Consider the following 13196-nt stretch of genomic DNA (forward strand, 5'->3'; position numbering starts at 1 on the left):
CCGCTTCCTTGCCGGATACTGTCTACTTTTAAAGAGGCTCACCAGCCTGTTCGCCACCCGGCAAGATCATGACCGATTTCATCTACACACTCTTGAGCGCCGCCCTGATCAACAACTTCGTGTTGCAGCAACCGCTGGGCGCCGATCCCTTGTCACCTCAGCCACGACATCGCCTGCATGCACTGGGCATCGCTACCTGCTGGCTGATGCTGGCAAGCAGCATCGTCAGTTACCTGATCCTCCATTACGTGCTGGCGCCCTTGAATCAGGGAGGCTTGCGGCTGTTCGTCGTCTTGCCAGTGATGGTGCTTTTGCTGACGCCCAGCCTGAAGGGGCTGAAAAGACTGCTTCCACGGCTGGACTTCGACGGCCTGTGGCCGTTGCTGCTGGGGAACGCGGGCATGGCGGGCGTTTTGCTGCTCGGCATCGAACCTGATCAGGGCCTTGGGCATCTGCTGGCCCTGAGCCTAGGTGCAGGTCTGGGTTTCTGGCTGGTATTGAGCCTGCTGGATGATCTTGGGCAAAGGGTCCGCTCTGAAGATATTGCACAACCGTTTCGCGGCATGCCGATCCGCTTGATCAGCATCGGGCTCATGGGGCTGGCCTTCATGGGCTTCAACGGACTGATAAAGTCATGAACCTGATACAACGCATCGACGCCCTGCTGCCACAGACCCAATGCGGCAAATGCGGGCATCCCGGCTGCAAGCCTTACGCCGAAGGTATTGCCGGTGGCGAAGCCATCAACAAATGCCCGCCCGGCGGTGAGGAAACCATTGCGCAACTGGCGCAACTGCTGCGCATCCCCGCTCTGCCCCTGGATACCGAACGCGGCGTGGCACCGGCACAGGTCGCCTTCATTCGAGAAGCAGAATGCATCGGCTGTACAAAGTGCATTCAGGCCTGCCCGGTCGATGCCATTGTCGGTGCCGCAAAGCAGATGCATACAGTCATCATCGACGAATGCACAGGCTGCGACCTGTGTGTGGCGCCCTGCCCGGTGGACTGTATCGAAATGCGCCCGTTGCCGCTGGCAAGCGTCACACCGATTGTCGGTGGCCTGGCTTCAAGCACCGAACAACTGCAGGCCCGTGCCCAGAAGCGTAACCACGCCCGTCGTCGCTTCGAGTCGCGCAATGCACGGCTGCGTCGCGAGCTGGAGCAACGTGCAGCAGAGCGTCAGGCAAGAGCGCAAAAGCCGTTACCGGTCAGCACGTCAGTCATCGAGCGGGTTCGTAGCGACAAGGCCGCAGTGGAAGACGAAGCGCTGAAAAAAGCCCGTATTACCGTCGCCATGAGTCGTGCGCAGTTGAACAAATCCCTCAAAGCTTTCGGGCATCCGCCTATCGCTGAACAGGCTGCACGGCTGGTGGAACTGCAACGGGAATTCGAGGACGCCGAACAGGCTCTGGAAAAACTGCTTTCTGCTGCATCCGTGCAACCCGTACAGCCTGTGGCAAGGCTCGACAATAGCGGGGTAAAACGCGCCAAGATCCAGTTGGCTATGGCCCGTGCTGCCCTGAAGAAAGCCGAAGCCACACAAGCTCCGGCAGAACGACTCGCCGCATTGAGCACAGAATTGCAACACGCCGAAACAGCGCTGAGTGCTGCCGAAGCGGCCTTGATCGATGCAAGCGCCTGAGCGTCTGCAAAAGTCCATGGGCATGGTTCTGCTCGCAGTCCTGCCCGGCGCGCTGACGCTGCTGTGGCTGTATGGCTGGGGAGTGTTGATCACATGGCTGCTTGCATCGGGCACCGCTCTGCTCGTCGAGTTCACCGGCCTGCGGTTAAAGGGCCGGCCTGCACATTCAAGCCTTATGGACGGCAGCGCACTGGTCAGCGCCACCCTCCTCGCGCTCGCTCTGCCGCCCTATTCCCCCTGGTGGCTGACATGTCTGGCCAGTGGCTTCGCAATGATTTTTGGCAAACACCTGTATGGCGGCGTCGGCAAAAATCCTTTCAATCCGGCAATGCTCGGTTATGCCTTTGTATTGGTGAGCTTTACCCAGCAGATGAATCACTGGCCTGCCAGCCATGGCCTGAATCTGATGGGCGGCCTGCAACAGATCTTCGGTTTCAGCGATGGCCCTCAAGCGGATGCGTGGTCACAGGCCACGGCACTGGATGTTCTGCGCATCAACACCAACCTGACCATTGATGAACTATTCACCAGCCATCCGGCTTTCGGCGCAATGGGTGGTCGTGGCACGGAATGGGTCAATCTGGCGTTTCTCGCAGGCGGTGCATGGCTGCTGCGACAGCGGATCATCAGCTGGCATGCTCCGGTCGGCATGCTTGCCAGCCTGTTCGTGATCAGCCTGTTGTGCTGGAACGGTTCGGGATCGGACTCCAACGGCTCACCCACCTTTCACCTGCTGACTGGCGCCACGATGCTGGGTGCTTTCTTTATCGCAACCGAGCCGGTATCCGGGCCTGCCAGCCCACGCGCACGCCTGCTGTTCGGGATCGGCATCGGCCTGATGACTTATGTGATACGCACTTGGGGCGGCTACCCGGATGGCGTGGCCTTCGCGGTACTGCTGATGAATCTGGCGGTACCGGCTCTGGAACGGCTGACCGCACGCTCATCTGCGGAGTCGGCATCATGAAGCCGCTTGGTGTGATCATCATGATCGCCATCGCGGGACTGGGCACTGGCATCAGCATGAGTGTGCAACACTCTGCCGCGCCGCGCATTCAGGCTGCTCGTGAAGAAGCACGCAACCAGGAATGGTCGAGTGTCTTGCCCGACGGCACCTACGACAATCAGCCATTGCGCCATCCATTGCCGTTGCCCGTGAGCCATTCATCAGTGCTGGGTGCCTTTCTCGCCACCCGCGAGGGCCAGCCATATGCAGTGATCTTTCATAGCCACGGCCAGGGTTATGCTGGCCCCGTGGAATTGCTTGTGGGCGTATCGATTGAAGGCAGGTTGTTGGGGATCAAGGTGCTTGAGCAACACGAGACACCGGGCATGGGCGCCCGTATCGTGAGCGAGCCTCAATGGCTGAAGGGCTTCTCAGGCAAAACGCTGAACGACGGAGCATTCGACCAGATCGCCGGTGCAACCATCACCTCCAGAGCGGTTGTCGGAGCCATTCAGGACACCTTGCGCTACTTCGACGATCACAAGGTCCGCCTTCTGAGTACAAGACCGTGAAGCTGCATACGCCCTGCCTGCTCCTTCTCGTCCCGCTGATTGGCGCTACAGATTCGCTGATCAAGGCGCTCGCTTTCTTGCTGGCATTCACTGTGGTCGCCGGCTTGCACACAGCCTTGTTACGGGCGCTGACGCCATTGCTGGATGCACTCCAGAAATGGCTTGCCAGCACCCTGATTGCCGCCACGCTGGTCACCTGTGCAGAAACAGGCCTGCAACTTCAGGCTCCCGAACTGCATAAGGCTCTGGGCATTTATCTGCCCTTGATCGCCATCCATTGCCTTCAGATCCAGGCTGCGCCCATCAGCAAATACATTCTGGGCGGATACACCACGTTGATGCTGGTGCTGGGGTTCATGCGCGAGTTGTTGGGCAACGCGACGATCCTGAGCAATGCCCATTGGTTGTTTGGCAATTCTGCAATCCAGTGGCAAATTAGCCTTCCCGGCCCAACCTTGCACATGGCCATTCTGGCTCCCGGTGGCTTCATGCTTCTGGGCCTTCTGCTTGCCGCATACAATGCCTTGACCAGACCGACACCTTCCAGGGAAATACCTTCTGCATGAATGCCGCAAAACGTCAGGAAATCTTCCGCAGGCTCCACGAAGACAATCCCGATCCAAAAACCGAGCTGGCCTACACCACACCGTTCGAGTTGTTGATATCGGTGATCCTGTCAGCACAGGCGACTGATGTCAGCGTCAACAAGGCCACAGCCAGGCTTTATCCGGTAGCCAATACGCCACAGGCCATTCACGCGCTGGGCGTCGAAGGATTGTCCGAGTACATCAAGACCATCGGGCTCTACAACAGCAAGGCCAGGAACGTTATTGAAACCTGTCGGCTGCTTATGGAGCTGCACAACGGTGAAGTGCCACAAACTCGCGAAGCTCTGGAGGCATTACCCGGCGTGGGCCGCAAAACGGCCAATGTCGTGCTCAACACTGCTTTTCGCCAGATAGCGATGGCTGTCGACACGCACATTTTCCGTGTCAGCAACCGCACCGGCATCGCACCCGGCAAAAACGTGGTGGAAGTGGAAAAACAGTTGATGAAGTTTGTGCCCAAAAACTACCTGCTGGATGCCCATCACTGGCTGATCCTCCACGGACGCTATGTGTGCCAGGCACGCAAGCCCCGCTGCGGAAGCTGCCGAATCGAGGACCTCTGCGATTACAAGGAAAAGACCTCGGACGATTGAGCAATAGAGGCTCTATGGCTTGATCGATTGAAAAAATCTTTTTTACCAGCATCGGGATTATCGATATAAGGTGCGCCAATGACAGCCAAAGCCTGGAGTCAACTTTCATGAGTACCGGCAAAGAGCAATTGGACGTAGAAGACGATTTCATCGCTGTCGATTCGGACGACATCGAACAAGCACCCGTCGAACCCGCCAAGACCAACCTGAGCAAGCGACGCACCATCGATAACATGCTTGAAGAGCGGCGCCTGCAGAAGCAACTGGCCGATTACGACTTCGACCTTTAAGCGCCCCCTTGCAAAAACCTGATTCAAAGCCTCTCATCAGGAGAGGCTTTCGCATGGGCTTGCCTGATCGATACCGCGCAGACCCACAGGAAGCCTTTTGGGCGTGAGCATCAGACCAGCCCGTTACGCTGGGCAAGCTCGATCAGATCGACCAGTGAGTGCGCATTGAGCTTGAGCAGCAGGCGCGTCTTGTAGGTGCTGACGGTTTTATTGCTCAGGAACATGCCATCTGCGATTTCCTTGTTCGTTTTCCCCCTGGCCAATTGCTGCAACACCATCATCTCGCGCCCCGAGAGACGATCCACCATATCGGCTTCACTGGCATTCCCCATGCTTGAGCGCACGGTATGCAAGGCCTGGTTGGGAAAGTAGCTGTACCCCGATAACACCGCCTTGATGGCGCTCAGCAATTCGGTCAGATCCTGTTGCTTGCAGACATATCCGGCAGCACCGGCCTGCATGCAGCGCATGGAAAAATGGCCAGGTGCCTGCGAGGTAAGAATCAGCACCTTGAATGGCAATGTCATGGCAGACAGACGGGCAATTACTTCCAGGCCATCGAGCTTGGGAATGCCTATATCCAGAATGACGATATCGGGCAAATGTTCGCGAGCCAGTTGCAACGCATCCACTCCATTGTCCGTCTCCGCAATGACCTCATAGCCGTGGCGCTCCATCAGCATGCGTACAGCAAGGCGAATGACAGGATGATCATCCACGATCAGCACTTTATTCATGGGCAGTCCAATTTTCGCTATTCGAATTTTCAGAGTCAGCACAATAGCTTAGTCGTTTAGTGCTTTGCATGACGCTCACCCTCGAGGAGTAACAGCCAAAGACCGTTCCTACACATACAACAGAAAACTCCTACAAATTTCGCTACTAACGAACTATTTTTTATATTTTTCATAGAGCCTCCCCTTCGGAATTCGATGAAATTACTACCGTCTGGAGTGCTGAGATAGAGCATCGTAACTCAGATAAAACAATTATTGCCGCGAGGTCAAGCATTAGTCTTTTACTTCTCAAGCCTGATCAGTCAATAGCCGATGAACATGCAATCGCCCCGATGGTTATTCACCCTTGGCAACTGTCAAAAACCTGGATAGACGTCATTTATATAGCCTCTTGCCACCACTCTAAAACTGAAAACGCGCAAACGAACAGCGCTACCGAGAACCGGCCTGAATAGGGGCACAGAGACATCAGGCATCATGTTCCAGGCAGCTACAGCATGCTCGCTCCGAGCACCTGTGAGCCAATCGGGCGTACGTAAAACAGGCGAGAATCATATTGAATTACTTGCTTCAGAAATTTACCTTCAAAACCATATATCAGCACTACGTAGAAAAAATACACATATAAATATACCTTTCTTATACAAACCCAAGCAAAAAGACCAAGACCACGCAACGTTCAGATTTTTCCTACATCGCACGGAACCAGGACTCCTCAACTATCAGTTACTCACTGCAGAAGCATTCAAGATGCTGACTTTACGCTATCACCACGATAAAAGTGATACATAAATACTCTCTACAGAAAAGTTTCATACCTTTCTGTCGCACACCGTACACAGTTCAATTCTGCGAATGGCTCATTCGACAAGTAGCTAATACTATATTTCATTTGGCTTCCATACCTGCCACGCCAAAGAGGAAACGTACTACACAACTAGCAGACGGTAGATAGCAGCATGTAAGACCTCTTCAAATCCAACAAGTCAATTCATGTAGTGCGCCGTTTTTTCACTTGCAAATTCTATTACCAGTCGTTACTTTTTTAACAACGAACTCATTACTTTCTGCCAACAACTATGTGCAGTTAGATTAGAGCGACCCAACAAACGACGTCATTTTAATGACGCCATGAATAGCACAGCTTTATATGGACTCTGCTTATCAAGAGAGTCGAAAGGATTCGGGCAACATGAACATGGCCGATCAGGAACACCCTCCCTTTGACAAGCCCGAACCGGGCCTGACAATTCTTTTGAATTGGCCATGTGTATAACCATGTTCAAAAAGGGATATACCATGAACAACAAAACCTCTCACTCGACCTCAAAAAATATAACCCCTCTTGATTTAACCGCCGCTGTTGAACAGTTTGTGGCACAAGGAGGTGTCATTGCAGTTATACCCGATGGCGAAACAGCAGAATCACCGGTTCTAGCGGTTGCGGAAGAAGCACCTGCCCTTTATCCGGAGCTTGAAAAAAGTGCCAAACTGGAGTTGCTCAGGAATCTGGTTGCCAAAGGCGCAGGGGTTTCCGCCCTGCAATATTCATTGAGGATGAACAAGAAGGAAATTCGACAACTGGCGCTGGAAAACGATGTAAAGATCAAGTTCAGCCGCCCTATAAGAGAAGCCAATAAAGACCCCCACTATGACACCTCCGATATTGACGATGTCGTTGCCGGTCATGCCATGCATTATTCCAGCCTCGGCTATACCGCGCCGGAAATTGCACAACTACTTGATCTGAGTGTGCGACAGGTCTGGAATATCGGTAAAGCCTATCGTTTTGAATTCAAACAAAAGAGGGACAGTGAAACGCCCTGAACATACTTGATATAAACAGATAACCCGACGCGGTATCGACTGGACTTCGTGTCGATACCGCCCCCCCCCCCGGCCCGCATCGCCACACACGCCCGCGACACTGCACGACACGAGCATTTGAAACGCCTTCCTGCGACCCACTTCTTCTTTATCTCTCGCACACACAAGAATGCCCGCAGCACCCGGCATCAAGAACGCAAACGGGGAATATCAGCATGGGAAAGGTCGGGAAAAACGTGACAGTGCATTGCACACCGCCGATTTAAAATGCAGCCCCGAAGGGCTGCATTCTCAAACATCAGACCGGGTTCAGAAGAACTTGCGGCCCTTGTTCGCTGCAATGCGCATGCGCAGGGCATTGAGCTTGATGAAGCCAGCAGCGTCCGCCTGATTGTAAGCACCGCCATCCTCTTCAAAGGTGGCAATGTTTGCATCGAACAGCGACTCTTCGGACTTGCGACCAGTAACGATCACATTACCTTTATACAGTTTCAGGCGAACGATACCGTTCACATGGACCTGAGACGCATCGATCATCTGTTGCAGCATCAGACGCTCAGGGCTCCACCAGTAGCCGGTGTAGATCAGGCTGGCGTACTTGGCCATCAACTCATCCTTGAGGTGAGCGACTTCACGATCCAGAGTGATCGACTCGATGGCGCGGTGAGCGCGCAGCATGATGGTGCCGCCTGGGGTTTCATAGCAGCCGCGGGACTTCATGCCCACATAACGGTTTTCCACGATGTCCAGACGGCCGATGCCGTTCTCGCCACCGATGCGGTTCAAGGTAGCCAGTACGGTAGCAGGCGACATTTCAACGCCGTCCAGAGCGACGATATCGCCATTGCGATAGGTCAGCTCAAGATAGGTTGGAACGTTCGGCGCGTCTTCCGGAGACTTGGTCCAGCGCCACATGTCCTCTTCGTGCTCGGTCCAGGTATCTTCCAGCACGCCGCCTTCATAGGAGATGTGCAGCAGGTTGGCATCCATCGAGTACGGGGATTTTTTCTTGCCATGACGCTCGATCGGGATTGCATGCTTCTCGGCATAATCCATCAGCTTTTCACGCGAAAGCAGATCCCACTCACGCCATGGGGCAATCACTTTGACGCCTGGCTTGAGGGCGTAGGCGCCCAGCTCGAAACGAACCTGATCGTTACCTTTACCGGTAGCACCATGGGAAATGGCGTCAGCGCCGGTTTCGTTGGCGATTTCGATCAGGCGTTTGGCGATCAGTGGACGAGCGATGGAAGTACCCAGCAGGTACTCGCCTTCGTAGACGGTGTTGGCACGGAACATCGGGAACACGAAATCACGTACGAACTCTTCACGCAGGTCGTCGATGTAGATTTCTTTAACGCCCATGGCCTGAGCCTTGGCACGTGCCGGCTCGACCTCTTCCCCCTGACCCAGGTCAGCTGTAAAGGTCACCACTTCGCAGTTATACGTATCTTGCAGCCACTTCAGAATGACCGAAGTATCCAGGCCACCGGAATACGCGAGAACTACCTTGTTTACGTCCGCCATGCCATCACTCCACCGGGTTGTACGGAAAACCGTTGATTCTACCGTTCAAACCAGCAAATTTACAGGGGCGCGACAGCTTGTGACGACGAGGCGACAGGTTATGTCAGCCTCGCGAGGAGACAGGCGGGTTACGAAGTGCGTGCAGCGCTGGCGGCAGAAGCGACTGGAACCGGCTTTTCTTCGGGAGCGACACGCTCCAGATGCACATTTACACGGCGGTTGCGCGCGCGGTTGGCATCGTTGGTGTTGGGAGCCAGCGGATAACGCTCGCCATGAAAGCGCAAGGTGATCTGTTGCTCGGGAATCCCCTGAGCCTTCATATAGTCCATCACCGCCAGCGCCCGACGCCGGGACAGGTCGCGGTTGGTCAGGCGATTGCCGCTGTTATCCGAATGGCCGTCCAGCTCGATATGGTTGACCGTTGGATCGGCACGCAGATACGCAATCATATTGTCCAGACGGGCCTTGGCCTTGGCGTCCAGCTCGATGCCGCCGCCGGGGAAGCCAACTTCGGCCTGCTTGATCTGATCGAAATTCATCGGCAGCAGTTTGGTCGTACACAACTGATAGTCGCTGAACGCCTTGCTGAACCTGACGGGCAATAGCCGTATTTCCATCGGGCCACCGCCATCGCGGGTGCTATGACGGATGAGCGGGCTGCGCCCTTCCATCAAACCGCTGATCAGGCGTCCGGCCTGTGCCTCGGAGCTATTGAAAGGAATCTCGCCATTGCTGACACGGACCGAGCCGAGGTTGATATCACCCCGTCCCGGCTGCCAGGGTGCTGCCGCAGCCAGCAGAGTGGCCGAACCATTACCCAGCATGTTGTAAGACGGCTTGAGACGGAATGTAGCCTGCTCACCGGCGCGGCGCACGAATTCACCTACACCGAAATCGGTAATCGGCTGACTCAGGCGACACTCGAACTGATCCCCTTCGACCTTCCACTCGATACTCTCCAGACGTGTCTGGAAACTGACTGCCATGGCCGGGAGGCTGGCAAATACGCTGAGCAAGGCGAGATATAGCTGGCGCACGGGAGGCTCCACTTATAAAAATGACACGAAACAAAAAACTGCTTCTTACGTCGGGCTATCGGTAACTTCCTACAAAACTTGATAGCGAGTGCCTGAGAGAGTCTTTTCCGGTAGGATTCCCAGCAGTTTGACCCGCCTGGAATCCCCAATGTCTGACCGCCTGACCCTTCTGCGTCCCGACGACTGGCACATCCACCTCCGTGACGGAGCTGTTTTGCCACACACCGTTGCTGACGTTGCGCGCACTTTTGGCCGCGCAATCATCATGCCCAACCTTGTGCCCCCAGTACGCAATGCACAGCAAGCCGATGCCTATCGCCAGCGCATCCTGGATGCACGCCCGGCCGGCAGCCGTTTCGAGCCGCTGATGGTGCTTTATCTGACCGACCAGACCACGCCCGAGGACATTCGCACGGCCAAGGCCAGCGGTTTCGTCCATGCGGCCAAACTGTATCCGGCCGGTGCGACCACCAACTCCGACTCTGGCGTCACCAGCATCGACAAGATTTTCCATGTTCTGGAAGCCATGGCCGAAGTCGGCATGCTGCTGCTGGTCCATGGCGAAGTCACCCGCGGCGACATTGACGTCTTCGACCGCGAGAAGATCTTCATCGACGAGCATCTGCGCCGTGTGGTGGAGCGCTTCCCGACGTTGAAAGTGGTGTTTGAACACATCACGACCGGTGACGCCGTGCAATTCGTCAATGCGGCCCCGGCCAACGTTGCAGCGACCATCACCGCGCATCACTTGCTCTATAACCGCAACCACATGCTGGTCGGCGGTATTCGGCCACATTTCTATTGCCTGCCGATCCTCAAGCGCAATACGCACCAGACAGCGCTGCTCGATGCCGCAACCAGTGGCAACGGCAAGTTCTTCCTGGGCACCGACTCGGCACCTCATGCCCAGCATGCCAAGGAAGCCGCCTGCGGTTGCGCTGGCTGCTACACGGCGTATGCCGCTATCGAAATGTATGCCGAGGCTTTCGAGCAACGTAACGCGCTGGACAAACTGGAAGGCTTCGCCAGCCTCCACGGCCCGGAGTTCTACGGCCTGCCTGCCAACCAGGACACCATCACGCTGGTTCGTGACGAGTGGACAGCCCCTGCCAGCCTGCCATTTGGCGAGTTGAGCGTAATCCCGCTGCGCGCCGGAGAAAAACTGCGCTGGCGCCTGCTGGAGGAAAATGCGTGAGTGAAGATCATTACGACGACGAACAGGACGGTCACGGTGGCGGCGGCTCGCGCCACCCGATGGCAGCACGTTTTCGTGGCTACCTGCCTGTAGTCATCGACGTGGAAACCGGTGGTTTCAATGCGGCAACCGATGCCCTGCTGGAAATCGCCGCTGTAACGATCGGCATGGACGAAAAAGGTTTTGTGTTCCCGGAGCACACCTATTTCTTCCGTGTGGAACCGTTCGAGGGCGCCAATATCGAAGCGGCTGCGCTTGAGTTCACCGGTATCAAGCTCGATCACCCGCTGCGCATGGCAGTGAGCGAAGAAACCGCACTGACCGATATCTTTCGCGGCGTGCGCAAGGCGCTGAAGGCCAATGGCTGCAAACGCGCCGTGCTGGTCGGCCACAACGCCAGCTTCGATCTGGGCTTCCTGAACGCTGCCGTCGCTCGCCTGGACATGAAACGCAATCCGTTTCATCCGTTCTCCAGCTTCGACACCGCAACCCTCGCTGGCCTGGCCTATGGTCAGACAGTACTGGCCAAGGCGTGCCAGGCAGCCGGAATGGACTTCGATGGACGCGAGGCCCACTCGGCTCGCTACGACACCGAAAAAACCGCCGAGCTGTTCTGTGGCATCGTCAACCGCTGGAAGGAAATGGGCGGCTGGGAAGACTACGACGACTGAGGCCCATGCCTCATGAATGAACCGGCCTTGCGCCGGTTTTTTATTTATATTTCCCACGGCAGTTAACGACGCATTACCGGGCAGAATTGAAAATTGCTCATGACCGTCCATCGGAGTTGGCAAAGCGTATCCAAAACAGTTTTGACAAGCATTCTCATTAAGATTAACCTCCTCGGCACAAAGCAATAACCAGCGACGGTTACCGACTTATGTATGTTTGCCTCTGCCAAGGTGTCACTGACGGCCAGATCCGGGATGCAATCCTTGAGGGCTGCTGTAGTTATCGCGAAGTGCGTCAGACGTTGGGTGTTGCCAGCAAATGCGGAAAATGCGCCTGCCTTGCCAAGGAAGTGGTGCGTGAAACCCTGACAGAACTGCAAAGCAGCCAGGTTTCGCTGGCTTATCCAGCAGAATTTTCAGCTGCCTGAATTCCCCTATTTCAAAGAACCGGACCCTGTGTCCGGTTTTTTTATGCCTGTAATTCAAGCGCTTAGCGTCAAGATGCGGAACTCAAACATTCTTATTCTTATTTAATTTCACTTATTATTCAATAACTTAGGTTTGACAGGCTTTTAAGTGCAGCTCAAACTCGCGCTTTATATACACAAGCCATCGGCAGGACCTCGAACATGAAAGGCGACATTACAGTCATCCAGCATCTCAACAAGATCCTCGGAAACGAGCTGGTCGCGATCAATCAGTACTTCCTGCATGCCCGCATGTATGAAGATTGGGGTCTGAAAAAACTGGGCGCTCATGAGTATCGCGAGTCCATCGACGAGATGAAGCACGCCGACAAGCTCATCAAGCGCATCCTGTTCCTCGAAGGCCTGCCTAACCTGCAAGAGCTGGGCAAGATCCTGATCGGCGAGCACACCAAGGAAATGCTTGAGTGCGACCTGAAGATCGAAAAGAAAGGCCTGGCAGACCTCAAGGCTGCGATTGCGCACTTTGAAACCGTTGGCGACTTTGGCAGCCGCGAACTGCTGGAAGACATCCTCGAATCCGAGGAAGAGCACATCGACTGGCTGGAAACCCAACTGGGCCTGATCGAAAAAGTGGGTATCGAAAATTACCTGCAGTCGCAGATGGGCGATTAAGCCTTTTCAGCGACCGACAAAAAGCCCCGCCTCTGACGAGAGCGGGGCTTTTTTATCGCAGTCCCGGTAGGAGCGAATTCATTCGCGAATGAATTCGCTCCTACGGCCTGCAATTAGGACTTCGCGCTTTCAGCCGCTTGCTTGAGCAGAGGCTGCAACTCACCGTTCTGGAACATTTCGGTGATGATGTCGCTGCCGCCAACCAGCTCACCGGCAACCCACAGTTGCGGGAAGGTCGGCCAGTTGGCGTATTTAGGCAGGTTGGCGCGGATTTCCGGGTTCTGCAGAATGTCGACATAAGCGAATTTTTCGCCACATGCCATCAAGGCCTGGGAGGCTTTGGCCGAAAAACCGCACTGCGGGGCATTCGGAGCGCCTTTCATGTAAAGCAGAATGGTGTTGTTGGCAATCTGCTCTTTGATCGTTTCGATGATATCCATGGAGCACCTCG

16 protein-coding genes are annotated in these 13196 nt (G+C 55.2%); 12 read left to right on the forward strand and 4 right to left on the reverse strand.

Features of this window, described 5'->3' with window-relative positions:
- Nucleotides 1-68 precede the first annotated feature (68 nt).
- The 7 genes from ACODS3_RS15495 (at nucleotide 69) to ACODS3_RS15525 (ending at nucleotide 4651) form a co-directional block, all read left to right on the forward strand.
- Nucleotides 69-638, forward strand: coding sequence for an Rnf-Nqr domain containing protein (locus ACODS3_RS15495; protein WP_201000098.1), 570 nt, complete (start codon nucleotides 69-71; stop codon nucleotides 636-638).
- Nucleotides 635-1642, forward strand: coding sequence for an electron transport complex subunit RsxB (gene rsxB / locus ACODS3_RS15500; protein WP_304574948.1), 1008 nt, complete (start codon nucleotides 635-637; stop codon nucleotides 1640-1642). Before ACODS3_RS15495 ends, rsxB begins: the two co-directional genes overlap by 4 nt.
- A complete protein-coding gene (locus tag ACODS3_RS15505) occupies nucleotides 1629-2609 on the forward strand; it encodes an RnfABCDGE type electron transport complex subunit D (protein ID WP_489035116.1) in 981 nt (326 codons plus the stop codon). Before rsxB ends, ACODS3_RS15505 begins: the two co-directional genes overlap by 14 nt.
- Nucleotides 2606-3160 carry an RnfABCDGE type electron transport complex subunit G gene (locus tag ACODS3_RS15510; RefSeq protein WP_304574946.1) on the forward strand — a complete coding sequence of 185 codons (555 nt, stop codon included), beginning with the start codon at nucleotides 2606-2608 and terminating at the stop codon, nucleotides 3158-3160. Before ACODS3_RS15505 ends, ACODS3_RS15510 begins: the two co-directional genes overlap by 4 nt.
- Nucleotides 3157-3726 (forward strand): Rnf-Nqr domain containing protein, encoded by a 570-nt coding sequence (locus ACODS3_RS15515; protein WP_489035117.1) that lies wholly within the window; start codon nucleotides 3157-3159, stop codon nucleotides 3724-3726. Before ACODS3_RS15510 ends, ACODS3_RS15515 begins: the two co-directional genes overlap by 4 nt.
- Nucleotides 3723-4361 carry an endonuclease III gene (gene nth / locus ACODS3_RS15520; RefSeq protein ID WP_201000103.1) on the forward strand — a complete coding sequence of 213 codons (639 nt, stop codon included), beginning with the start codon at nucleotides 3723-3725 and terminating at the stop codon, nucleotides 4359-4361. The genes ACODS3_RS15515 and nth overlap by 4 nt, the downstream gene beginning before the upstream one ends.
- 107 nt (nucleotides 4362-4468) lie before the next feature.
- A complete protein-coding gene (locus tag ACODS3_RS15525) occupies nucleotides 4469-4651 on the forward strand; it encodes a PA3496 family putative envelope integrity protein (protein WP_201017350.1) in 183 nt (60 codons plus the stop codon).
- 110 nt (nucleotides 4652-4761) lie between these two features.
- Here ACODS3_RS15525 and ACODS3_RS15530 read toward each other — a convergent pair whose 3' ends face one another.
- Nucleotides 4762-5388 (reverse strand): response regulator transcription factor, encoded by a 627-nt coding sequence (locus ACODS3_RS15530; protein WP_025261490.1) that lies wholly within the window; start codon nucleotides 5386-5388, stop codon nucleotides 4762-4764.
- Nucleotides 5389-6687: 1299 nt separating this feature from the next.
- On the opposite strand from ACODS3_RS15530, the gene ACODS3_RS15535 reads away from it, so the two are divergent.
- Nucleotides 6688-7215, forward strand: coding sequence for a hypothetical protein (locus ACODS3_RS15535; protein WP_489035120.1), 528 nt, complete (start codon nucleotides 6688-6690; stop codon nucleotides 7213-7215).
- 309 nt (nucleotides 7216-7524) lie between these two features.
- On the opposite strand, the gene ACODS3_RS15540 is transcribed toward ACODS3_RS15535, so the two are convergent.
- Both ACODS3_RS15540 and ACODS3_RS15545 read right to left on the reverse strand, forming a co-directional pair.
- Complete coding sequence (locus ACODS3_RS15540) at nucleotides 7525-8742, reverse strand: argininosuccinate synthase (RefSeq protein WP_201000106.1); 1218 nt, start codon at nucleotides 8740-8742, stop codon at nucleotides 7525-7527.
- A gap of 128 nt (nucleotides 8743-8870) precedes the next feature.
- A complete protein-coding gene (locus ACODS3_RS15545; RefSeq protein ID WP_201017352.1) occupies nucleotides 8871-9779 on the reverse strand; it encodes a flagellar protein MotY in 909 nt (302 codons plus the stop codon).
- Nucleotides 9780-9927: 148 nt separating this feature from the next.
- Between ACODS3_RS15545 and pyrC the strand changes: the two genes are divergently transcribed.
- From pyrC to bfr, 4 genes are all read left to right on the forward strand, one after another.
- Nucleotides 9928-10974 (forward strand): dihydroorotase, encoded by a 1047-nt coding sequence (gene pyrC, locus ACODS3_RS15550; protein ID WP_489035122.1) that lies wholly within the window; start codon nucleotides 9928-9930, stop codon nucleotides 10972-10974.
- The gene (rnt, locus tag ACODS3_RS15555) at nucleotides 10971-11645 is read left to right on the forward strand and encodes a ribonuclease T (protein WP_201017354.1); all 675 of its coding nucleotides are present in this window, start codon (nucleotides 10971-10973) and stop codon (nucleotides 11643-11645) included. The genes pyrC and rnt overlap by 4 nt, the downstream gene beginning before the upstream one ends.
- A gap of 209 nt (nucleotides 11646-11854) precedes the next feature.
- A complete protein-coding gene (locus ACODS3_RS15560; protein ID WP_117166038.1) occupies nucleotides 11855-12073 on the forward strand; it encodes a bacterioferritin-associated ferredoxin in 219 nt (72 codons plus the stop codon).
- Nucleotides 12074-12274: 201 nt separating this feature from the next.
- Complete coding sequence (gene bfr, locus ACODS3_RS15565) at nucleotides 12275-12745, forward strand: bacterioferritin (protein WP_025261497.1); 471 nt, start codon at nucleotides 12275-12277, stop codon at nucleotides 12743-12745.
- A 113-nt stretch (nucleotides 12746-12858) separates the two neighbouring features.
- Here the strand turns inward: bfr and grxD are convergent, their stop codons facing one another.
- Complete coding sequence (grxD, locus tag ACODS3_RS15570; protein WP_201000110.1) at nucleotides 12859-13185, reverse strand: Grx4 family monothiol glutaredoxin; 327 nt, start codon at nucleotides 13183-13185, stop codon at nucleotides 12859-12861.
- Nucleotides 13186-13196: the final 11 nt, after the last annotated feature.

This window comes from Pseudomonas sp. FG43 (genome assembly GCF_057809175.1).